19 protein-coding genes are annotated in these 24,032 nt (G+C 42.4%); 16 read left to right on the forward strand and 3 right to left on the reverse strand.

Features of this window, described 5'->3' with window-relative positions:
• Positions 1 to 7: 7 nt before the first annotated feature.
• The 14 genes from nirB (at position 8) to D7V32_RS09025 (ending at position 18,473) form a co-directional block, all read left to right on the forward strand.
• On the forward strand, positions 8 to 2,554 hold the full coding sequence (nirB, locus tag D7V32_RS08960; RefSeq protein ID WP_120402544.1) for a nitrite reductase large subunit NirB: 2,547 nt from the start codon (positions 8 to 10) through the stop codon (positions 2,552 to 2,554).
• A gap of 218 nt (positions 2,555 to 2,772) precedes the next feature.
• Positions 2,773 to 4,383, forward strand: a complete 1,611-nt coding sequence (gene nirD / locus D7V32_RS08965; protein ID WP_120402545.1) for a nitrite reductase small subunit NirD — start codon at positions 2,773 to 2,775, stop codon at positions 4,381 to 4,383.
• Positions 4,384 to 4,662: 279 nt separating this feature from the next.
• The gene (locus tag D7V32_RS08970; protein ID WP_120402546.1) at positions 4,663 to 7,467 is read left to right on the forward strand and encodes a nitrate reductase; all 2,805 of its coding nucleotides are present in this window, start codon (positions 4,663 to 4,665) and stop codon (positions 7,465 to 7,467) included.
• The gene (gene mobA, locus D7V32_RS08975; protein ID WP_120402547.1) at positions 7,464 to 8,099 is read left to right on the forward strand and encodes a molybdenum cofactor guanylyltransferase; all 636 of its coding nucleotides are present in this window, start codon (positions 7,464 to 7,466) and stop codon (positions 8,097 to 8,099) included. The genes D7V32_RS08970 and mobA overlap by 4 nt, the downstream gene beginning before the upstream one ends.
• A 375-nt stretch (positions 8,100 to 8,474) precedes the next feature.
• Positions 8,475 to 9,515, forward strand: coding sequence for a GTP 3',8-cyclase MoaA (gene moaA, locus D7V32_RS08980; RefSeq protein WP_120402581.1), 1,041 nt, complete (start codon positions 8,475 to 8,477; stop codon positions 9,513 to 9,515).
• Position 9,516: 1 nt separating this feature from the next.
• Positions 9,517 to 9,774, forward strand: a complete 258-nt coding sequence (locus D7V32_RS08985; RefSeq protein WP_120402548.1) for a MoaD/ThiS family protein — start codon at positions 9,517 to 9,519, stop codon at positions 9,772 to 9,774.
• A gap of 2 nt (positions 9,775 to 9,776) precedes the next feature.
• Positions 9,777 to 10,343 carry a molybdenum cofactor biosynthesis protein MoaE gene (locus D7V32_RS08990; protein ID WP_120402549.1) on the forward strand — a complete coding sequence of 189 codons (567 nt, stop codon included), beginning with the start codon at positions 9,777 to 9,779 and terminating at the stop codon, positions 10,341 to 10,343.
• A 48-nt stretch (positions 10,344 to 10,391) separates the two neighbouring features.
• On the forward strand, positions 10,392 to 11,315 hold the full coding sequence (gene moaCB / locus D7V32_RS08995; RefSeq protein ID WP_120402550.1) for a bifunctional molybdenum cofactor biosynthesis protein MoaC/MoaB: 924 nt from the start codon (positions 10,392 to 10,394) through the stop codon (positions 11,313 to 11,315).
• On the forward strand, positions 11,312 to 12,559 hold the full coding sequence (locus D7V32_RS09000; RefSeq protein ID WP_120402551.1) for a molybdopterin molybdotransferase MoeA: 1,248 nt from the start codon (positions 11,312 to 11,314) through the stop codon (positions 12,557 to 12,559). The genes moaCB and D7V32_RS09000 overlap by 4 nt, the downstream gene beginning before the upstream one ends.
• A 9-nt stretch (positions 12,560 to 12,568) precedes the next feature.
• On the forward strand, positions 12,569 to 13,330 hold the full coding sequence (gene modA / locus D7V32_RS09005; RefSeq protein WP_120402552.1) for a molybdate ABC transporter substrate-binding protein: 762 nt from the start codon (positions 12,569 to 12,571) through the stop codon (positions 13,328 to 13,330).
• A 3-nt stretch (positions 13,331 to 13,333) separates the two neighbouring features.
• The gene (gene modB / locus D7V32_RS09010) at positions 13,334 to 14,032 is read left to right on the forward strand and encodes a molybdate ABC transporter permease subunit (protein WP_120402553.1); all 699 of its coding nucleotides are present in this window, start codon (positions 13,334 to 13,336) and stop codon (positions 14,030 to 14,032) included.
• Positions 14,019 to 14,657, forward strand: coding sequence for an ATP-binding cassette domain-containing protein (locus D7V32_RS09015; protein WP_120402554.1), 639 nt, complete (start codon positions 14,019 to 14,021; stop codon positions 14,655 to 14,657). Before modB ends, D7V32_RS09015 begins: the two co-directional genes overlap by 14 nt.
• 24 nt (positions 14,658 to 14,681) lie before the next feature.
• Complete coding sequence (gene cysG, locus D7V32_RS09020) at positions 14,682 to 16,073, forward strand: siroheme synthase CysG (protein WP_120402555.1); 1,392 nt, start codon at positions 14,682 to 14,684, stop codon at positions 16,071 to 16,073.
• Positions 16,074 to 16,289: 216 nt separating this feature from the next.
• Positions 16,290 to 18,473 (forward strand): TonB-dependent siderophore receptor, encoded by a 2,184-nt coding sequence (locus D7V32_RS09025; protein ID WP_120402582.1) that lies wholly within the window; start codon positions 16,290 to 16,292, stop codon positions 18,471 to 18,473.
• A 112-nt stretch (positions 18,474 to 18,585) separates the two neighbouring features.
• Here D7V32_RS09025 and D7V32_RS09030 read toward each other — a convergent pair whose 3' ends face one another.
• Positions 18,586 to 19,284 (reverse strand): DUF1826 domain-containing protein, encoded by a 699-nt coding sequence (locus tag D7V32_RS09030; protein WP_120402556.1) that lies wholly within the window; start codon positions 19,282 to 19,284, stop codon positions 18,586 to 18,588.
• A gap of 197 nt (positions 19,285 to 19,481) precedes the next feature.
• Positions 19,482 to 20,288, reverse strand: a complete 807-nt coding sequence (locus D7V32_RS09035) for a siderophore-interacting protein (protein WP_120402557.1) — start codon at positions 20,286 to 20,288, stop codon at positions 19,482 to 19,484.
• A 228-nt stretch (positions 20,289 to 20,516) separates the two neighbouring features.
• Here D7V32_RS09035 and D7V32_RS09040 point away from each other — a divergent pair, with 228 nt between their 5' ends.
• Positions 20,517 to 21,839, forward strand: a complete 1,323-nt coding sequence (locus tag D7V32_RS09040) for a condensation domain-containing protein (protein WP_120402583.1) — start codon at positions 20,517 to 20,519, stop codon at positions 21,837 to 21,839.
• 36 nt (positions 21,840 to 21,875) lie between these two features.
• On the opposite strand, the gene D7V32_RS09045 is transcribed toward D7V32_RS09040, so the two are convergent.
• Positions 21,876 to 22,649 carry an SDR family oxidoreductase gene (locus D7V32_RS09045; protein ID WP_120402558.1) on the reverse strand — a complete coding sequence of 258 codons (774 nt, stop codon included), beginning with the start codon at positions 22,647 to 22,649 and terminating at the stop codon, positions 21,876 to 21,878.
• 149 nt (positions 22,650 to 22,798) lie between these two features.
• Here D7V32_RS09045 and D7V32_RS09050 point away from each other — a divergent pair, with 149 nt between their 5' ends.
• Positions 22,799 to 24,025, forward strand: a complete 1,227-nt coding sequence (locus D7V32_RS09050) for an isochorismate synthase (RefSeq protein WP_120402559.1) — start codon at positions 22,799 to 22,801, stop codon at positions 24,023 to 24,025.
• Positions 24,026 to 24,032: the final 7 nt, after the last annotated feature.

Raw genomic sequence — 24,032 nt, forward strand, 5'->3', positions numbered from 1 at the left:
AATTGAAATGAAATTAGTAATGATTGGTCACGGGATGGTAGGGCATAAATTCATTGAATCTGTGTTAGAGCATGCAGGCGATGAAGTTGAAATCACCATCTTGGCAGAAGAACCGCGCTTAGCTTATGACCGTGTGCATTTGACTGAATATTTTACAGGAAAATCAGCGAAAGACTTAACCTTGTGTCGTTCAGACTTTGCCGATGCGTATGGGATTGATCTGCGTTTAAGTACCAAAGTAACAGCAATAGATACTGTAAATAAATTCGTGACCACCAATCATGGTGATGTAATCAGCTATGACAAATTGATTCTTGCCACAGGTTCTTATGCCTTTGTGCCACCGATTCCGGGTAATGATCGTCAAAATTGCTTTGTGTATCGTACCATTGAAGATTTAGATGCGATTCGTGCTGCAAGTTTGAATGCCAAAACAGGTGTGGTGATCGGTGGTGGTTTATTGGGGTTGGAAGCAGCTAAAGCCCTACGTGATTTAGACTTGGAAACCCATGTGGTTGAATTTGCACCACGTTTGATGGCAGTACAAATTGATGATTTGGGCGGTAAGGTTTTACGCTCTAAAATCGAAAATTTGGGTGTGAAAGTTCATACTCAAAAAGCCACGTCTTCAATTGAAGACGGTGTGAAGACCACGCATGTCATGAAGTTTGGTGATGGCTCTGAGCTTGAAACTGATATTGTTTTATTCTCGGCAGGCATTCGCCCACGTGATGAACTCGCGCGTCAAAGTGGTTTAGCCATTGGTGAGCGTGGCGGGATTGTGATCAATGATTATTGCCAAACATCCAATGCAGACATTTATGCGATTGGTGAATGTGCATTATGGCAAAATAAAATTTATGGCTTGGTTGCACCGGGCTATGACATGGCACGTATTGCAGCAAAACATGTCCTTGAGCAAAACTGTACTGAGTTTGCAGGCGCAGACATGAGTACCAAGCTTAAACTGATGGGGGTTGATGTTGCCTCTGTGGGTGATGCACATGCCATGACCCCAAATGCTTTGAGCTATTTCTTTGCCGATGAAGATGCCATGATCTATAAAAAGATCGTGGTCAATGCAGAAAAAACCAAACTTTTAGGTGCAGTACTGGTCGGCTGTGCCAAAGAATACAACGACTTATTACAAATGATGCTGAATGGATTGGACGTTCCTGAAAATCCTGAAAGTTTAATCATGCCGGGGTATGCACAATCCACCTCAAAATCAGGTGGAAGTGGTGTAGACCTTCTGCCTGACAGTGCCACCATTTGTTCATGTAATAATGTGTCAAAAGCAGATATTTGCTCGGCAATTCAAGACGGTTCAACCTCGTTGGGTGCGTTGAAAAAATGCACCAAAGCAGCAACGGCGTGTGGTGGATGTGCACCACTTGTGACGCAAGTCTTGAAATCAGAATTACAACGTCAAGGCGTGACGGTGAATAATCATCTTTGCGAACACTTTGCCTATTCTCGTCAAGAGCTGTATCACTTGGTTCGTGTCAATGAAATTAAAACTTTTGATCATTTGATTCAGCAACATGGACATGGCTTAGGCTGCGACATCTGTAAACCAACGGTTGCCAATATTTTGGCTTCTTGTTGGAATGATTTTGTCCTCAAACCAAGCCATGCAGGACTGCAAGACAGTAACGACTATTACCTTGGCAATATTCAAAAAGATGGTTCTTATTCGGTCGTGCCGCGTATGGCAGGCGGTGAAGTCACTCCTGATGGCTTGATTGCGATTGGTCAAATTGCCAAGGAATATGGTTTATATACCAAACTCACAGGCGGTCAACGTGTCGATATGTTTGGTGCGCAAGTGCATCAATTGCCTGAAATTTGGAAAAAACTGATTGATGCAGGTTTTGAGTCAGGGCATGCCTACGGTAAATCATTGCGTACCGTGAAGTCATGTGTGGGTAGCACATGGTGCCGTTATGGTGTGGATGATTCGGTGGGCTTAGCCATTTTCCTTGAAAATCGCTACAAGGGTTTACGTTCACCACACAAATTAAAAATGGCAGTTTCAGGCTGTACCCGTGAATGTGCCGAAGCGCAAAGTAAAGATGTTGGTGTCATTGCCACTGAAAAAGGTTGGAATTTATATGTTTGCGGTAATGGTGGCATGAAACCACGCCATGCAGAACTATTGGCCTCTGATTTAGATACGCAAACTTTAATCAAATATATCGACCGTTTCTTTATGTTCTATATCCAAACAGCTGATCGTTTACAAAGGACTTCAGTATGGCGTGACAATATGGAAGGTGGCTTGGATTATCTTAAAGATGTGGTGGTCAATGATTCTTTGGATGTCGCTGCTGAACTCGAACGCCGTATGAGCCATGTGGTTGGGACGTATCAAGATGAATGGCGTACTGCAGTTGAAGACCCTGAAGTACGTAAACGTTTCGTGACCTTTATCAATGCCAAAGCTGAACAACAACAAGATCCGCATATCCAATTTGCCGAAGTGCGTGGACAAATTCGTCCAAAAACGGATGCTGAACGTGATCTGACCCGTATTCCTGTGGTTGAGGCTTAATCAAAGCAATAGAGATCTTGCAAAAGTTAAAATGAAAAATTTCCATTATTTTTCAAATTGAAAGTTACTTCTCTTACGCCATATATGGCTCAAGAAGAAGGCTAGGATAAGGGATTTTTAACGAATACCTCTCCCTAACCCTCTCCTAATAGGAGAGGGAACTTAAAAAAGAACTTATGCAAGGATCTAATAAAGCTAGTGAAAAAAGGAACATAAAGATGACAATTTTACAAGATATGAATGAACTCAATTGGATCGACGTTTGCGCGCTTGATGATTTAACCCCGAATACAGGTGTGGGCGCATTACTTGAAGATCAACAGATTGCAATTTTCCGAGTCGGCAGCGAAAAGCGTGTGTATGCGCTGAGCAACCAAGACCCGTTCAGCAAAGCTTTTGTGATGTCACGAGGCATTATTGGTGATTTACAGGGTGAACGTGTTGTTGCATCGCCGATTTATAAGCAACATTTTAGTTTGGCGACAGGGCGCTGTTTGGAAGATAAAGACCAAAAACTCTTAGTATTTCCAAGCAAAATTGAAAATGGTCGGGTGATGATCAGCCCAACACCGCAAAAAACCTATATTACCAATAATGGTACAGCTCAAGAAAAAATGAAGTTGGTGTTGGTGGGCAATGGTTTGGCAGGTATGCGTTGTTTTGAAGATTTGCTCGATATGGCACCTGAGCGTTATGACGTCACCGTGATTGGTGAAGAACCGTGGGGCAATTATAACCGCATCATGTTATCGCCTGTATTGTCAGGAGATAAAACCATTGATGACATTATGCTGCATCCGCATGCATGGTATGCCGATAAAAACATTCGCTTTATTGCAGGGGATGCCGCTGTACGTATTGACCGTCCACGGAAGCAAATTTATACCGAAAAAGGTTTGGTGGTGGATTATGACCGTTTGATTTTAGCGACTGGTTCTAAGCCTTTTGTGCCACCTGTCAAAGGTTCAGAGCTAAACGGTGTCTTGAGCTTCCGTGATATTTATGATGTCAATAAAATGCTCGATTATTCAAAATCGAAGCAAAATGCCGTGGTGATTGGCGGTGGTCTTTTGGGTTTAGAAGCAGCCTATGGTTTAAAACAACGTGGCATGAATGTGACGGTTTTACATTTGATGGATCGCATTATGGAGCGTCAATTGGATGATAAAGCAAGCCAAATGCTACGCCATAGTATTGGGCAAAAAGGCATTTCAATTATTACCGAAGCCAATACTGAAGAGTTGATCGGTGAAAATGGTCATGTAACGCATGTTCGCCTTAAAGATGGAACGATTCTAAGTGCTGACTTGGTGGTCTTTGCTGTCGGGATTCGTCCAAATATGGCATTGGCACAAAGTGCAGGTTTACGTTGTAATCGTGGTGTGTTGGTGAATGACACCATGCAAACCTATGACCCAAGTATTTATGCAGTTGGGGAATGTATTGAGCATCGTAATCAAACTTTTGGTTTGGTTGAACCTTTGTGGGGGCAAGCGTTTATCTGTGCCTCGCATTTGGCTGAACACGGCAGTCTCACGTTTAAAGCACCAACCGTACCGACGCAATTAAAAGTCAGTGGTTGTGATGTGTTCTCCGCAGGAAACTTTGCACCTGAAGATGATTTTGAAGATATTGTTTTAAATGATGAAAAACGTCAGATTTATAAACGCATTATTATTCAAAAAGATAAGGTGATTGGTGCGGTGTTATTCGGTGATACTGAGGATGGTACTTGGTATGCTGAATTGATTTCGGATCAAACGTCTATTTCTTCGATTCGTAATAAATTGCTGTTTGGTAAGGATTTTGCATTGAAGAAAGCAGGGTGATTCATTATTCATCAAGAGAATAGAAGTCACGACCTCGCATGTTTATTTGAAGTTAATTGTATTTGCGTAGGTACTGCCTCACTTTTGAAGGATCAAAAGTGACAAAAATCCTTTGTTGGGCGAGGGGTACGTCCTGTACCCCCGCCCAACGGTGGCATCCATGCCACCGCACGATAGTCGATAGTCATTATTATCTTGAATTTAGATATTTTAATCGGTTTTTGAAATTGAGCGTAATACCCAATTTATTGAGACTGGGAATAAGGAGCACAGCAGAAAATGAATAATATCCCTGTAATGGAACTGCACAGCTCCACAGAAAATAACGTAACCATCACTCAAACCACCTGTCCTTATTGCGGCGTGGGGTGTGGTGTGACTGCAACAGTAGAAAATACTGTGATTGGACAAAAAGTGTCTGTAATAGGTGATGTCAATCATCCCTCCAATTATGGAAAACTGTGCATTAAAGGCAACAATTTAGCCGATACGATTGGTTTGCAAACCCGTGTTTTACATCCAATGTTAGGACGTAAAGTTGATGCAGAACATGCGTATGCTTACACACGTCAACAAACAGATTGGGATACTGCAACCGACTTAATTGCCCATAAATTTCAACACTATATGAATGAATATGGTCGTGATAGCATCGCTTTTTATGTATCAGGGCAATTGCTCACCGAAGACTATTATGTGGTGAATAAATTAGTCAAAGGCTATCTCGGTACAGCCAATATTGATACCAACTCAAGATTGTGTATGTCATCTGCTGTGGCAGCGCATAAACGCGCCTTTGGGGAAGACCTCGTGCCTGCAAGTTATGAGGATTTTGAGCATACTGACATGGTGGTGCTTGTTGGTTCAAATACAGCATGGTGTCATCCTGTGTTGTATCAACGCATTATGCAAGCTAAAGAAAAGCGTGACCTCTTTGTTGTAGTGATTGACCCACGTTTTACCGCAACCTGTGAAGCAGCAGATTTACATTTACCCATTTTGATTGGTCAGGATGTCTCGTTATTCAATGGTTTATTGCAATATTTATATCAACATGGTCATGCTGATCATGAGTTTATTCAAGCACATACTCAAGGTCTAGATGCATTATTAGACAGTTCACAACCCGAATCAGACATTGAAAATGTCGCGACTAAAACAGGCATTTCCTTAGAAAAATTACAATTATTCTTTGACAAATTCGCCCAAACAAAAAAAGTCATGACCTTATTTTCCATGGGGGTGAATCAGTCTTCCCGTGGGGTCGATAAAGCCAATAGCATTATCAATGCGCATTTACTGACAGGAAAAATAGGGAAGTTGGGTGCAGCACCATTTTCAATGACAGGACAACCCAATGCCATGGGAGGACGTGAAGTCGGTGGGCTTGCCAATATGCTTGCGGCACATATGGACTTGGATAATGTTCAACATCAACAACTTGTACAAGGCTTTTGGAACAGTCCAACGATAGCTACTCAAGTCGGCTTAAAAGCGGTTGATCTATTTGAAGCCGTTGAGAGCGGTAAAATTAAAGCCATTTGGATTATGGCAACCAATCCTGTTGTCAGTTTACCCAATGCAGATCAGGTGAAACGCGCTTTAGACAAATGTGAATTTGTTGTGGTTTCAGACATTTGCAAAGATACAGACACCACGCAATACGCAGATGTTTTATTGCCTGCACTTGGATGGGGTGAAAAAGACGGCACAGTCACCAATTCGGAACGCCGTATTTCAAGACAACGCGCTTTTTTAGATGCACCTGAACAAGCCAAAGCTGATTGGTGGGCGGTGTCACAAGTGGCTAAAAAGCTTGGTTTTCATGGCTTTGATTTTGAAAATAGCTATGACATTTTCAAAGAACATGCGCAATTGTCAGCTTATCAAAATGCTGAAATTTCACAGCGTTCCAAGACTGAAACTTTCCGTTATTTTAATTTGCAAGGTTTAACAGAACTTTCACTGGATGAATATAATGAGCTTGAGCCTGTGCAATGGCCTGTATTTCAAAAAAATCAAACAGATAATAGCTATGCTCAATTGTTTGCAAATGGTCAGTTTAGCCATGCAGATGGTAAAGCCAAGTTTATTGCGACCACTGCAATTGATCCTGTAAATCAAACAGATAGTGAATATCCACTTATTCTCAATACAGGACGGATTCGTGACCAATGGCATACCATGACCCGTACAGGTTTATCGGCAAATTTAAGTAGTCATAAAGCCGAGCCATTTTGCGAAATTCACCCCAATGATGCGTTGAAATATGGCTTAAAAGAAGGGGAGTTGGTCGAGATCAAATCGGCTTGGGGCAATTGCGTACTGCGTGCGGTGGTGAGTGACAGCATTCGTCGTGGTCAGATTTTTGCCCCAATTCATTGGAATGATCAATTTGCTTCCGATGCCCGAATTGGCAAAGTGGTCAATCCTGTGGTGGATGCAATTTCAGGAGAACCTGAATTTAAACATACACCTGTGATGATTCAGCCATTTTATACGCAGTGGCAAGGCGTGTTTTATGTGCGCGAAAGCTTTGAGCATATGGTCAAAAGTCCAATTGAAAATACCGTGTGGTGGACAAAAATTCAGACCGCTAAAGCTGTGCGTTATGAGTTGGCAGACCGTCGTCGTTTTACCCAAACCACGGAGCATCTAAAAGAACTATTACCATTTGAAGATGAGAGTTTTGAATGGCTGAATCTTGAGGATCAAACTGCACATATCAGTCATAGTGTGGTGTTGCAGGATGGGCAACTTATCGCAAGTTTATATATTGCACCCAAAGCTTTATTGCCTGATCGGGATTGGGTCGCGAGTTTATTTAAACGTGAGCGCCTAAGTGCCATGCACCGTAAGGCTTTGCTTGCAGGTCAAGCCATGTCGATGGGAAATAATGAAGGTGCATTGGTGTGTAGCTGTTTTAAAGTCGGTAAAAATAGAATTATTGAAACCATTAAAGAGAAAAATATCAGTAATGAAAAACAAGTCACCGCATGTTTAAAAGCAGGGGGAAATTGCGGTTCATGTTTGCCTGAAATTCGCGGTTTGATTAAAGCCTGTCAAGCGGAGGCAGCAGAATGAAAAGAATAATCAAAAAGATCAGAAAACAAATGGATTATCCAACAACAGATCTGGTAATTCTTGCAGGTGGTCAGGCACGGCGTATGAATGGGATCAATAAACTATTACAGAAATTTGATGATAAAATTCAGCTGATTAAGATTCATCAAAACTTAAAATCACGCGTTGAAAATGTATGGATTAATAGTCACCGCGACCATTCTATTTACGAGTGTTTAATTCCATCGGTCAAAATGTATAAAGACGATGAATCTGGTTTTTTAGGGCCACTCATGGGGATGAAAAGTGCTTGGTCGCATGTGCAATCAGACTATGTGCTGTTTGTACCATGTGATGTGACTTATATTCCTAAAAAAGTGATCTCACGACTGCATCAGGCGATGCAGCGCAATCCGCTCTGCGAAGTGGCTGTGGTTGAAATTAATGGGAAAGCGCTTTTTCCATTTTGCCTGCTGAAACGCAGCAGCTTACCAAAACTGATGAACCATCTTGATCAAAAACAGCGCAGTTTAAAGCTGTGTTTTGCAGAAATGCACATGCAAGTGGCACGGTTTAAAAATCATGCACTCTTTTTTCACAGCATTAACTCTTTGGATGAGTTGCAGCAGCATCGGCAGCTGAACTTTCTATAAGTTTTGTGCGATGCAGTACGACTCAAAGATCATTTTGCTAAAGCCTATATGTAGAGTGCGCTGTTTTTGAGCGAAATCTAGGCTTAAAAGTTGTCATACATTTTTAGATATATGAACCTCTTTGAATTTTAAAATCAATTTAATATTTAAAAATCAATGTATTAAGATTTACTTTTTGCTCAGCATAGCACGTGGAATTTAGCCCTAAATCATTGTGGTTTATATAGAAAATTTAGAAGCAGCATTTGGCGGCAAAAAAATATTTTTAAAAGCGCAAAGTTGGAACACTTATTGCAATTTTGACTGCAAGAAAATAGGGCGCAAAATTTGAACTGTGCAATGACAGGGCAAATCACAGCGTCATGGATTATAAGCATGAACAGCATGACACAATTACAGCCAGTGACCATTTATAAGGATCAATTCGGCCGTGAAAAACGCAAACTACGCATTTCAGTGACAGACCGCTGTAATTTTAAATGTGTTTATTGCATGCCAGAACATCCTGAGTGGATGAAAAAACATAATCTTTTAAGTTTTGAAGCACTTTATTCATTTTGCGAATTTATGGTGCAGCGCGGTATAGAGCAAATTCGTATTACTGGCGGTGAGCCTCTAATGCGTCAAGGTGTGGTGCATTTTATAGAACAGCTGCAGCCGCTGAAAAAAAATGGTCTAAAGCGCATTTCGATGACCACAAATGGCCACTACCTAAAACAATATGCAAAAGTCTTAAAGCAAGCTGGGTTAGATGATCTGAATATCAGTTTAGACAGTTTAGATGAAGCACAATTCTTTCAACTCACTCAAAAGCAGCTGAAGTCGGTCTTAGAAGGCATAGATGCGGCAAAAAATGCTGGTTTTAGTATAAAAATTAATGCTGTACTCATGAAAGGCGTGAATGATCAACAGATTATTCCTTTAACTTATTGGGCACAGCAGCAGTGTTTTGAGCTGCGCTTCATTGAGTTCATGCCTTTAGATGGTGATCAAAACTGGACTAAAGATTCAGTTGTCACTGAACAAGAAATATTAACGACCTTGAAAACCGTTTTTGAGGTGAACATCTTGCATGGGCAAGGTGCATCGCCAGCCCGTAGCTATGAAGTAAATGGTTTGCCGATTGGGATTATTTCAACCATTAGTAATTCTTTTTGCGGCAGCTGTGACCGTTTAAGGCTGAACGCACAAGGTGAGTTTTTTAACTGTCTATTTGCCAAAAAAGGCTTAGACCTTGGCAAGGATATACGCTCACTTAAAAGCACACTGTCTAAAAATGAAAATCCGCTGGATGTGCTGAACATGCAAAACAAACTTGGCAGCTATATTTGGCACAAAGAACAAGGCTTTCACACAATTACGGCGACTAGTAACAGCAATACCAGAAAAATCAGCATGCACATGATCGGAGGCTAAGATGGCTAACAATGAAATTATCGTCAAAATTGAATCTTTTGGAGCAATCGAGCGATTACTGCCATCTGATTTAAGCCTGAAGTGCAAGGCACAACAGTCAATTACCGAAATTTTAGAGCAAGTTTCCGCTCAATTTCCGAGTGCATTGAACATGCTAGAACGTTGCGCTTGCGCGATGGGAGAAGACATTATTCCTAGACAAACGGTACTGATGCAAGACAGTACTGTTGTGTTGCTTTCACCGGTAGCTGGAGGTTGAGCATGGAACTTAAGCAGATTGCCCGTATTCAAGATACCGTACTTAATCAAGCAGACTTTGACGGTATAGAAGTTTTTCCTGAGTGTGGAGGTATCGGTATTTTTATTGGTACGGTGCGTAATCATCATGAAGGTAAGGCGGTGAAAGCCCTGAAATACACGGCGTATGCACCCGTTGCAGAAAAAATGATCCGTCAAATAGAACAAGAAATACAGGCTGAACATGGCGTGTCATATGTTCGTGTTGTGCATCGTATTGGCAGTTTAGATATTGGCGATACTGCAATTATTGCTATGGCTTATGCACCGCACCGCCGTGAAGCATTTGCAGCCTGCGAAGAAGTGGTTGAACGTGTAAAGCATGAAGTGCCAGTTTGGAAAGAAGAATTTTATATGGATGGCAGCAGTCAATATGTGGAAGGCTGCTGTATTCGTAAGGATCATGCGCCTGAAGTGACAGATCATGAATCGAAGCATACGCATGTCCATGGCGTGCACTGTAACCATACACAGCAAGCTGTCCATCAAACCATGCATTTGAATGCCAATATTTACCAATGGCATTTATAAGATCGAATTTTAGTCATCAGCTGTTAAAAATTTTATAAGGACTTTGCAATGAAAAATGTGGGCATGAAAGCCGAAAGCTACCGTACAGCAATTGCGACTGGAATATTGCATGCACCGCCACATTGCATCGAACTGCTGCGCAATGGCAATACTGAAAAAGGTGATGCGCTTAAAACCGCACGTATTGCTGGAATATTAGGTGCGAAGCGTACAGATGAACTGATCCCTTTATGCCATCCACTGCCAATTTACCGTGCCGATGTGGAATATGAGCTAGGTGAAGCACAAGTTGAAATTATCGCTACTGTAGAAACTATTGGGCCTACAGGTGTAGAAATGGAAGCTTTAACTGCTGTCAGCCTTGCAGGTTTAACACTGTATGACATGCTCAAACCGCACTGTGAACCAGAAGATTTGTGCCTAGATCAAGTGAAACTGCAAAAGAAAAAAGGCGGTAAATCACATTTCACACGTGTGCTCAAAGAAAGTATGGCGGCCTCTATTATTGTATTGTCAGCTACTGTAGCTGCAGGTAAAAAACCGGATACAGCAGGGCAAAATGTCCATGAAATATTAGAAGAAGCCAATTTCAGTAATATTCATTATCAGGTCATTGCAGACAGCCCTGAACAGCTGCTTACCTTGATTGAGCAGCAAAAAGATCAATACCCGCTGATATTGACTGTTGGCGGTACGGGTTTAGGGCCAAAAGATTTAACTGTAGAAACGATACAGCCGCTGTTAAAACGTGAAATTCCGGGTTTGATGGAAGCTTCACGCAGTTTTGGTCAAAAACGAACGCCTTATGCTGCGCTTAGCCGCGGTGTTGCGGGCTACATAGATAACAGCCTTGTTATTACGTTGCCGGGCAGCAGACAGGGTGCAAAAGAATCCTTAATTGCAATTTTACCAGCGCTTGTTCATCTCTTTGATGTGCAAAAAAATATACCGCATGCTGGAGGCTATCAATGAACCAAGTTGTCATGCATACAGGCTGCGGTGCTGAAGCAGGGTTGATTTCTGTAGATGATGCCTTGGCCCTGATTACTGTACGTACCCAAAGATTAGGTACAGAACAATTGCCGCTTCAACAGGCTTTAGGGCGTTATTTGGCTCAGGATGTTCATTCCAAAATTAATCTGCCTTTATTTGCCCAAAGTGCAGTAGATGGCTATGCCATTAGTGCTATAGCGGAAATTGACGCTGGCGCTGAATTTGCATTGATTGGTGAAATAAGAGCAGGGCAAACAGCTAATGTCGCATTAAAAAATGGGCAGGCTGTGCGTATCTTTACTGGTGCGCCAATTCCAGACGGTACAACCACGGTAGCGCGCCAAGAAATCGTAAATGTGGCTGAGCAGAAAATTGTGCTGACATCACCGCTAAAACTGCATGCTGACACACGAGATGCTGGCGAGGAAATTTCAGTGGGTCAAATATTGGCTGCCAAAGGCCAAAAACTGTCTGTGGGTGCAATTGCAGCACTCAGTATGGCAGGCATATCCCATTGTGAGGTCTATGCTTACCCTAAAATTGCAGTTGTAATCACAGGTGATGAAGTCGCAGAAAATATTGATGACTATAGCGCGGGTAAGATTTTTGACGCTAATGCGCCATTAATCGCTGTTTGGTTTCAGTCGCAGCTTGCACACGTGGAAATTATGCATGTTACAGATGATAAAAATGCCGTACTGAATTTATTTGCACATTTAAAAGATCAATACGATGTGATTTTAACAACGGGTGGCGTATCTGTAGGTGACTACGATTTTGTCCGCCCAGTAGCCTTAGATTTAGGTTTTAAGCAAATATTCTGGAAAGTAAAACAGAAGCCGGGCAAACCAATGCTTTTCGCAGAATACAAACGTGAAGATGCAAGCTCATGCTATTTGCTTGGACTGCCAGGTAATCCTGCTGCTGTATATGTAGGTATGCAAATTTATACAGATACACTGCTTAAGGCGCTGCAAGGACAGACTGAACCCCTAAGCTGGTTTAGCGGTGTAATTACACATGATTTAAAAGCTGATGCGAGAGAACGGTTTTTAAGAATGTCTGTTCAATTTGAGCAAGGTGCTGTGCAGCTGACCAGTTTAGCGAAGCAGCAATCCCACATGCTGAGCAATCTTATGCAAGCCAACGGTCTTGTACGTATTCCAGCTGGTCAATCTATACAAGCAGGTAATCTTCTTCATGGTCTGCTGATTCAGCAGTAGGAACGTTCTATGCATATTCGACTTAGTTTTTTAGCTGTGCTTTGCAGTACAGCAAGTATGGCGCAAGCTGAAACAATAAAAATTTATGCTGCTGCCAGTTTGACGAATGCGATTACTGAGATTGCGAAAAAATATCAGGAGCAACACTCCGAAACTAAGATTGTTCCTGTTTTTGGCGCTTCATCTGCTTTGGCTAAACAGATTGAAGCTGGCGCGCCAAGTGACCTGTTCTTTTCGGCAGATCAGGATTGGATGAATTACTTGGTGCAAAAGCAAAAGGTGTCAGCTAAACATGTACATGCCATGTTGTCGAATGATTTGGTGTTGATTACACCTAAAACAAGCACTGTACAATTTAAAGCTGTGCCGCAGTTTAATTTTGCACAGTCATTTCAAGGACACCTATGTACAGGGCAAATGGAGTCTGTACCCGTAGGAAAATATGCTAAACAAAGCTTAACAAAGCTGGGTTGGTTGCCAAATTTAACTGGTCGTATCGTTGGAACAGATGATGTGCGTTCGGCTTTGGCTTTTGTAGAACGAGGTGAATGCCAAGCAGGTATTGTCTATCGTACAGATGCGATGATTAGCCAAAAAGTAAAAATAGCCGGTGTTTTTCCTAACAGCACACATCAGCCGATTATTTACCCGCTTGCTTTAACAAGCCAGGGCACAGCAAAGCCTGAAGCAGTGAAATTTTACCGTTATCTTAAAGATCAAACTCAAAGTAAAATCATCTTTAAGCAATATGGTTTTGGCGTGAAAGGTTAAAGCATGCTTAGCCCAGAAGAGTGGAGTGCACTGTATCTTTCAGCCAAAGTTGCTATTTGTTCGACTATGTTCTGCTTGCCATTTGCAATTGCACTGGCATGGGTTTTAGCGCGTTATGATTTTCATTTGAAGTTTATCGTTGAAGCCTTACTGCAAATGCCAATGGTCCTGCCGCCAGTCGTTTTGGGCTATCTGCTGCTGATTTTATTTGGCTCAAATGGCTGGATAGGACAGCTGTTAAATGCATGGGGCATACAGTTGGCATTTAATTGGAAAGGTGCCGTGCTGGCTTCGATGATTGTGGCTTTTCCGCTGATTGTGCAGCCGATCCGACTGTCATTTCAAATGATCAATCAACAGCTCGAACAAGTTGCAGGTTCATTGGGTGCGCATCCACTCAGGGTATTTGCCAATATCAGCTTACCGTTGGCACTGCCAGGTATTTTGATTGGCAGTATTTTGGGTTTTAGCCGCAGCTTAGGTGAGTTTGGTGCAACCATTACTTTTGTGGGCAATATTCCAGATGAAACTCGAACTATACCAATTGCCATTTATTCTTTAATCCAGCAGCCAAATGGTGAAGAGGCCGCGATGCGCCTAGTGATACTTTCATTAGCCGCGGCGTTTGGCGCACTGATTGCAAATTATTATATTTTACAAAGATATCAGCGAAAATTAGGAGCTAACCATGCTTCAGTGTGATTTTCAGTTTCAACATGCAGATTTTACGTTGAATGCGCAGCTGCAGATGCAAGAACAGCTGCTGGGCATTATGGGGCCATCAGGCAGCGGGAAATCGACACTGTTAAAAAATCTTGTGGGTTTACTGCAGCCACAGCAAGGTTTTATCAGGCTAAATGAACGTGCTTTATTTGATGATTTACATAGGTTGAATATGCCAATGCATAAACGCCGTATTGCGCTGATATTTCAAAAGGCATGGCTATTTCCGCATATGAATGTGCAGCAAAATTTACAGTATGCGGAAAAGCTTACTTTACAGGTAGCACAGAAATTTCAGTATACAGACATTGTGGATTTGCTTGAGTTACAGCCTTTACTTAAACGTAGAGTACATGAGCTTTCTGGCGGGGAGGCACAGCGAGTATCAATCGGCCGTGCATTGTTATCATCACCAGATTTACTGCTTTTAGATGAGCCACTGACAGGATTAGATCGCAGGCTAAAATCGCAAATTTTGCCATTTTTAAATAATGTCAAAACACAAACGAAATTGCCCATGCTGTATGTCACACACCATGCAGAAGAACTGGAATATTTAAATGCCCAAATCATGTATTTGGAGCAAGGCAAATTGATTACATAACAAGATATTAAGCTGGATAAAGATATGGATTTTTTACCTATTTCATTAAAATTGCATGATCAGCCCTGTTTGGTGGTTGGCGGCGGGGACATTGCTTACCGCAAGGCGCAGCTTTTAGTCAAAGCAGGTGCGTGTCTTTCGGTTATTTCACCTGAAATACGTGATGATTTATTGGACTTGGTTTTAGCCAGCGGCGGCAGCTATATGCAGGCAGCTTTTCAAGCCGATTTTGACCTGAATGCATATAGATTGGTTGTCGCGGCGACGGACAGTCCGGAGGTCAATGCTCAAGTTTATGAGCTGTGTGAAAAAGCCAAAGTGCTGATCAATAGTGTGGATGACACACCGCATTGCCGTTTTATGCTGCCAGCAATTATAGACCGTTCACCGCTGATGATTTCTGTAGCCAGCAATGGCGCTTCACCCGTACTGACACGCCAAATACGTGCACAGCTGGAAAGCACAATTCCGCATGGTTTAGGCTTGCTGGCTGAGTTTTCTGGACAATGGCGCAGTACTGTAAAAGCGCAGATTTTAAGTCCAGAGGAACGCCGTGTTTTTTGGGAAAATCTGTATGCAGGCCCATTGAGAGAACAAGTATTCAGCGGTAATATTGACGTTGCAAATCACTTAATTACAGAGGCGCTTAAAAACTGGCAAAGGCCGAAAGGCGAAGTGTACCTCGTTGGCGCTGGGCCAGGTGATCCTGAGCTTTTGACCTTAAAAGCGCTTCGCCTGATGCAGCAGGCAGATGTGATTATTTATGATCGATTGGTATCTGAGCCTATTTTAGCGTTATGCCGCAGAGATGCTGAAAAAATTTATGTCGGCAAAGCACGCTCTAACCATAGTGTGCCGCAAGATGGCATCAATGCCTTATTGGTTAAATATGCTTTAGCGGACAAACGTGTGTGCAGGCTTAAAGGAGGCGATCCGTTTATTTTTGGCCGCGGCGGTGAAGAGCTGCAGGAGCTGTGTGAGGCGAAAGTGCATTTTCAAGTCGTGCCGGGTATTACTGCTGCTTCAGGCTGTTCAGCGTATGCAGGCATTCCGCTGACCCACCGTGATTATGCGCAAAGTGTACGTTTCTTAACAGGCCATTTAAAAGATGGTTCTCCAGAACTGCCATGGAAAGAGCTGGTCTATGAAAATCAGACCTTGGTTTTATATATGGGGCTGCTGGGGCTGGAAAAAATTTGTGAAAGCTTAATTGCCCATGGACAGCGGCCAAACATGCCCGTTGCCTTAATTTCTAAAGGCACAACACCAGAACAGAAAGTAGTCGTTGGCACATTGGCAGATATCAGCTCTAAAGTGACCGAACATCAAATCCAAGCGCCGACGTTGACTATTATCGGCGAAGTGGTCAAATTGCGTGAACAGCTGAATTGGCAGGCACAGCTTAAATACATTTAATCGGCTTCTATCTGAAATAAACCTAAAGTTTTTACGGACTTTAGGTTTATTTTTTGGACTCATTTATTTGAGGCGATACATTTAGCTGTCTAAGTGATTTTATTTGTGCAAGTTGTCTTAAATTGTGCTTGTACTAAAGCCGAAAGTTGTCAATACTTTTGCCGCAAATTTAAGGCTGAAAAGCGGTTATTAAAAGGTTAGGTCAATACTGTGAAAATGCATCCTTTTTCATTCAATCAAATTCAAAAAGCATTGCTGACGGCGGGTGCATTTTCTAGTTTAAGTATCATTACAACCGCGCTCTATGCAAATACTGCACAATTAGAAACGATTACCATAACTGCCGATGCGGACAGCCCAGTACCCAAAACAGCTTTATTTGGCTTAGGCCAGCAAACATTGGCTGAAGTTCCAGCTTCAATCAGCACAGTATCATCCAAACAAATTGCAGATCAGCACGCCAAAAATCTGGCAGATATTATTAAAAATGATGCCGCTGCAGGTGAAGGGTATGCGCCAATTGGTTACTACGGCAACTTTATGATGCGCGGTTTTTACTTAAATCTTGGTTCTAGTTACTTGATCAATGGCAGTTTGCTTCGCGGTGAGCAAAATACGGCGCTGGAAAATAAAGAGCAAGTTGAATTTTTAAAAGGTATCAGCGCGCTGCAAAGCGGTATGTCGACGCCAGGCGGTGTGATTAATTATGTGACCAAGCGTCCTGAAACTATCCGTGCGCTAACAGCAGATGCAGATAGTTATGGCGGCAGCCGTATTACTCTGGATACAGGAGATTTTTTTGGGGCAGATCAGCAGTTTGGTTATCGTGTCAATTTAGCCAAAGAAGAGATTCACCCCAATGTCGATCATGCAAATGGCGACCGCCTGTTTGGTTCATTAGCGCTGGATTGGAATATTTCTGAGCAATCGAAACTTGAATTTGATATTGAGTCGCAGCGTCAGCGTCAGCGCTCTGTGCCCGGCTATCAGCTGCTGGATAATGCCGCCCTGCCGCAAAATGTAGACTGGGACCGCTTGCTGGGTTACCAAAGCTGGGCTAAGCCAGTGACCACTGAAAGCTTAAATACCAGTTTAAAATTTTCACATCAGCTGAATGACAGCTGGCAGGCCAATCTAACTGCTTCACACAGCCAAGCCATTACCGATGATTACTCGGCATTTCCTTGGGGCTGCTATAGTTCTATTTGCCAAACAGCAGGTTTGGGCAACACATTTGACCAAAATGGCAATTATGATGTGTATGATTTTCAAGGGCCGAATGACCGCTATCAAACCACGCAGTTTAAAGCCGGTTTAAATGGCGAAGTACAAACTGGCGCTTGGCTGCACCAGTTATCTTTTGAGCTGTCGCAGGCTTATAAACGCCATGCGCAGCATGAAGCAATCAATGAATATGTCGGAACTGGCAATATCTATGAAGATCAGGAACAGTTTGGGCCTTCTTCTACAGGTGTATTAGGCCCCCACTATAAATCTCTAGACAGCAAGCAAACGGCGCTGAATGTGTTGGATCAAATTGATTTTAATGAACAATGGTCTGTACTGGCAGGCGGAAAGCTGCTGCACATTAATGAAAGCGCGTATGATCCTTCAGGCGAGAAAAACCGCGGTACAGATTTCAACCGTTTCTTACCGCAATTTGCAGTCATGTATCAGCCATGGGACCAGACCCATCTGTATGCATCCTATACCAAAGGTATAACAGATGGCGGTCAAGCGCCGTGGTATGCAACAGGCAATCCTGATAAAGGTATATTAGGTAATGCCTATGCAACTTTAGCGCCTACACATTCAACCCAGTATGAGCTGGGCGTTAAGCAGCAGTGGCAGTCGCTGCTGTTCAGCGCAGCATTATTTGATTTAAAACAGGATAATCAATATACCAACTTAGACAACTACTATGTCACGGAAGGCCAGCAGCACAACATTGGCTTGGAATTCAGCTTGCAAGGCGCTTTAACACCTCAGCTGGAAATAAATTCTGCTTTAGCGCTGACACGCGCGCGTTTAGAAGATGTGCAGATTGGTGAATATGAAGGTCATCAAATGCAGAATATACCCAAAATACGTTTTGCAACGCAGCTGGCTTATGCAGTGCCTCAAATTGAAGGACTGCGTTTACTCACAGGCATGCAATACAGCGACAGTAAAAATGCCAATAAGTTAGGCAATGTAGAAGTGCCGAGCTATACCATTTTTGATTTAGGCGCAGCATATAACTTTTATGCTTATGGTGCCGAAAATACTGTAAGGCTGAATATTGAAAACCTGACCAATAAAAAATATTGGCGCGATGCCAGCGGATATATGGGAGATGATTATCTGTTCCTAGGCACACCGCGTACAGCCCAGCTGTCTTGGACGCTTCGTTTTAAATAATGCTGTACCTGTCTGCTGAAGAGAGATGTAGGCAGACAGGTTTTTAAGCTTTGTATTGTGTACCTCGCTTTTGATCATCTAAAGCTGAAGTTTTAGTTTTATGCCGTTAGCCTCAGCAAATCAGCAGCAGCCGATATTCCCCATTTTTTTCAACTGGCGCTCTATGTACGCAAGGTTTAACTTGCTGTGCTGGGTGATCGACCGCCAAGCGCCAAAGGTGGCCTAAACCTAAATTGACAGGCTGAGCTTCAGGCTTTGCCTGATAGTGCAGATCAAAAAAATACTCTTCTAAAAAAGCATCAAATTCGCTCTCAGGCCCATCATGCAATGCTTTTAGCTGTGCACGAATTTCTGGAATTAAAATCTTTTGTTCAACCTGATGGTTCGGTACGATATCGCTCGCCGCGCCGTAATAAGTACATAAAAAAGTATCTGCAGCTATCGGTGAGCGGTCTACATGAAATGAATAGACATCTGTCGATATAAACGAGAGCTCATCATCACGCTTATAGCATTTCAGCAGATTTAATGAAGGTGAGGCGCCAAAATCGGTCAGCATCTGCATATCTTTTAAGATCGTATCCCGTGCCAGCAGGCCTTGTTCTGAAAGCTGCAGCGCTAAAAGATCAGCTGTTGATATTTCCGTGATGTCATCGACCAGCTGCAGTTTGGATACAATTTCATGAAAGTCACCTAAAAGATTTCGATGCCAGCAAATCGCGTTCATTTGCCCCTGAAAACCGGTATTAATAAGTTCTGAAAAGCTAGCTGCGACATGAATTTGAGGGTTTTCAGAATAGGATGTTTGCATATTCAGCAGGCGTAGAAAAACACTTGATCATAATAACATTTTTACTTCAACGCTGCGGACATTGGCTTTTGTAAACGAAGGGCCTGAGATACTGGATAATGATTAATTGAGCAAATAATTGGTCACAATAATTGTAATTAAACTGCTGATGCAAATGATAAAAATGACCTCAAATTTTAGATTCATTTTCAAAATCCCTATTCTGAATCATCCATGACCTGATGGCGTTCCTGATGATAGGACTCTTCTGTATAGCCTTTTTTCCAATAGGGCACAGCATATAAATGGCTTTTTGGGACTTTATAGCTTTGTTTAAATAGCTTCAGCAGAGACACAACTTGAGCATTTTCACCTGCAAGACTGACTGAAATCTGCTGTGCCCAATCTATTTGTGCTAAAGATGCCTTAACTGTTTCCTCAAAGTCTGTACTTTTCAGATGCCAATGCAGCTTCACACCTGCAGGATGCTTTAATGCAATACGGTCTCGTTCATCTTCTATTTCAATCCAAGCCTCACCGCATGCATGTTCTGGCAGAAGTTCTAAACAGGCGGCAATCATAGGCAGTGCAGATAAATCACCGATAAAAATCCAATAGTCTGCTGCTGGATGAAAACGTGAACGTCCGCCAGGACCAGCTAAGCCTAATACTTGCCCTTTTTCTGCATGGACCGCCCAATGAGCTGCAGCGCCGTATTCTGCATGACGTACAAAATCGACAACTAATAATTGTTCCTCCGCTAAAAAGTCGCGGATGGTATAGGTGCGGGTGTTCGGTTTTTTGCCCTCAGGCCATGAAACTTTACCGTGCTTATTACGATAAGGCAGCAATGGTTTTAACTCAGGCTGTTCTGGGAAAAATAATTTAATGTGTGCGCCATTTTGATTTTTAGGGAAGTCTGTGAAGTCTTTACTTGAAAAGTAGATTCGCTGCAGATGCGGCGATAATTGCTCTACAGCATGAACATAAATATGGCGCGGTAAATTTGGAGAAGGCAAAGCCATGATATTTCTGCTTTTAAGGGTTTAGGGTCTAAAAGACGGGTTAAATATAACAAGCCAATACAGCCAAGCATGTTTTATTAAAGTAATGTAAATGAGTATTGTTTGCAAATGATAATGGTTGTATTTTGTTGCTGCGCGGCCCAACCTCGATCAGTCTGTGCACGCTATATAAATAAACTCTAATTTTTATACATGCTGATAAAAATTATCAAATCAACGGTATTACACATGCAAACCATCGATTCTTTAGCTCTTTTAACTCGCGCTCAACATAGTATGTGGAAGGGGCATCATCATCATGGTAGTTACCCATTTCATACTGCAGAATGGCTAGTTATAGAAGGTCCTCTTGACCGTGAACTGTTTCACCGCGCTATTGAGTTAACATTAAAAGAGGCTAAATCATTACATTGGCGCGCCTTTGAACAAGACGCTAAGGTTTATCGTATCGATGATGTAGCAGTACGCGGGCCGCAATTTGCAGATTTATCGCATTTAGATGAGCAAGGTATTTTGGATTGGGCTGATCGAGCGGTAGAACCGCCTTTTGATTTAAGCACAGGCCATTTATATGATTATGTTTTTGCGCATTTGGATGAACAGAAATATGGCCTGTTTTTTAGAGCGCATCATGTTGCTTTAGATGGCTATGCTTATGGTTTGATGATTCATCGTTTTTTAGATTATTACCAGTCTTTAAAACATGATTCTGAACTGAAAAACAAACCCTTTGATCATTTTGATCAGTTTTTAGCAGATGAACAGCGCTATTTGGCATCATCAAAGGCAGAAAAAGATTTACAGTTTTGGCGTGATAATTTTTCACATCATTTAGCGCCTAAAAAACGTTTAAAACGCAAGCTAAAACAGCCTTTTTATCAAGGGCCTCGGTATGAAGATGTCATTGACTGGGAGACGCAGCAGAAGATGAATGCTTTGGCAGCTGAACTGAAACTCCCAAGCGCAATGATTGTCATGGCCGTTATGATGAGTTATTTGGTTAAACAGTCTGGTGACCCTCAGCAGTGTTTTGGTGTACCTATGATGTCGCGTTTAGGAACAGCCGCGATGCGGATTCCTTGTTTAGTCATGAATATTCTGCCGCTGCGTTTGGCTGGAACAGGTCAGGAAAATCTTGCGGAAACAGTGCAGCTGCTTGTGCAGCGGTTTGCAGAAATTAGGCCGCATCAAAACAGCTATTTTGAGCAAATGCGTTTTGTATTAGATGGTTTTGATCCTTTTGAAAATATCCTGTTTGGCCCGATTGTAAATTGGATTCCATATCCGCTTCCAGAGTATTTTGAAGGATGCCATTTAACCAAAACAACAATTTCTGCTGGGCCAATTGAAGACTTTGATATTGCCATTACCAATAAATTTGTAGATGGCATAGAGCGTTTATATCTTGCAGTGGACGGTCATAAGGAACTTTATGATGTTCAAGCTTTAGCTGAATATTGGCATGATTTTATGCGGATCCTGCGTTTATGGCTGCAGCAGCCTGACTTGCGGGCAGTTCAATTAGAAATTGAAAAAAAACTGCCAGACTAAGTCTGGCAGATCATATTCGGCAGTTGTCCTGCAGGTTTAAACGCCTAGAGTTGCGCCGCCATCGACAACAAGTTCATGCATGGTGATCTGTGATGCCTGATCTGACAGCAGGAACATAATTGCATTTGCGATGTCTTCAGGTTCTGCAATTTTTCCTAAAGGTATACCAGACCTAAACTGTTCTAGATTGCCTTCAACAATGCCCGCAGGCGGTTTGTCATCAGTCCAGAGCTGCTTCTGCATTTGCGTTAACGTTGAACCAGGTAAAACCAGATTGCAGCGAATGCCATGCGGTGCAAGCTCTAGCGCTAAGTTTTTAAAATAATGGCTCACAGCGGCTTTGGTGGTGGCATATAGCCCCATATTTATGCGAGGTATTAGGGCCGCATTAGAACTGATACTGACAATCACGCCAGATTTGTGCGGCATCATTTGCTTAGCGGCCCACTGTGACAGCAGAGCTGGCCCTATAAAGTTGATGGCTAAATTATGCAGCCATTGCGCTTCTGTGGTATCGAGTAAGCTGCCCATTTCTAAAATGCCTGCCGCATTCACAAGGCCAGCAAGCGGAAGCTGTGGCCAAGGGTTGAGCTGTATTTTGTGAATTAAGCTTTCTGTTTGTTGAATATCATGTGAGATTGGGTGAAAGTTTTGCTGCTCGCTGGGAGATAGTTTCTGAAAAACCTCCCATGCTTGAGGCTCAGAATTTAGATCAATGCCAATAACGAAATGCTGTTTTTCAATTAATTTTTTGACTGCTGCTGCGCCAATGCCTTGGGCAGCACCGGTCACAATAAATACTTTGGACATTTAAGCGCTCTCTATTACGTTAACAAAGTTTAACAATTATCATTTACAATTGAGAATAATAATCATTATAGTGGTTGCGTTCAACCGCTTTAGGCTAAAACCTGAAGGCTGAACATCTAAAAACATAATTGAACGATGTGAGAGCACATATGTTGGCAGCAGAACCATCAGTCTTTAAAAATATGATTGGAATAGCCAAGGAAGACTTAATACAGGCAGAGATTGCAGGCTTTGTTTTTGCAACACCAACTGGAATTATTTCAAGCAAGAAATTGCTAGAGAATATTTATTTCAAACCTGAGCCGGAACTATCTTTTATACAGCAGCAGCAAAAATGGCTGCAGCTGGCACAGCAAAAACTGCAGCAGAAAATTGAAGAAACAGGAAATTCTGAACTGATTTTAGTGGGGAGTTTACCTTTCGATCACCGCGATGTTCCTGAGATCTCGATCGCTGAGGCGAAAAATACACATATTGCAGATGGTTTTAATACGGCTGAACCGTTCAAAATGCACTCTGCAGTACAGGCTAAACTTGTACCGCCGCAAGCTGATTATATAGATGGTGTGGCTAAACTCGTTGAGTTGATGAAAACCACTGAATTAGAAAAGGCTGTTTTAGCGCGGGCCATTGATCTTCAATGCAGTCAAACGATTCCTGCTGCTGCGCTGTTTGCTCAGCTATTTCAAAATAATCCTGAAGGCTATACGTTTGCTTTGGCTCAAGATCCCAAAAATGCAGGCTGGTTTATGGGGGCTAGCCCTGAATTGCTTGTAGCAAAGCAAAATCAGTATGTGTTCAGCAATCCTGTCGCTGGGACTTTACCTCGCTGTGCTGATCAGCAGGAAGATCAAGCTCAGGCACAGCGTTTATTGGCATCAGCTAAAGACCGCCATGAGCATGCTGTGGTGATTGAATCAATTGCCGATCTGCTTTCTCCATTATGTGACCAGCTGAATATTCCAAAGTCACCGTCATTGATTAAAACCCAAACGGTCTGGCATTTGGCAACGCAAATCCAAGCAACCTTAAAAGACCCTGAAATGCATGTCTTTGACTTAGCTTCTATTTTGCATCCGACACCTGCTGTGTGCGGACAGCCTGCACCTCTAGCAAGGCAATTAATATCTGATTTGGAACCATTTAATCGAAATTTATTTGCTGGAACGATGGGCTGGAGTGACTCACGCGGAAATGGTGCATGGGCTGTCAATGTCCGCTGCGGCCGTATTTATGAAAAATCAGCACGTTTATATGCAGGTGCCGGCATTGTGGAAGCTTCACAGCCAGTCAGTGAGCTGCATGAAACAATTGCAAAGTTTAAGACCATGCTGAATGCATTGGGCTTAAATGCAGATCAGCTGATATATCAATAAGGTATCG

The sequence above is a fragment of the Acinetobacter tianfuensis genome (assembly GCF_003611465.1).
Taxonomy (GTDB): Bacteria; Pseudomonadota; Gammaproteobacteria; order Pseudomonadales; family Moraxellaceae; genus Acinetobacter; species Acinetobacter tianfuensis.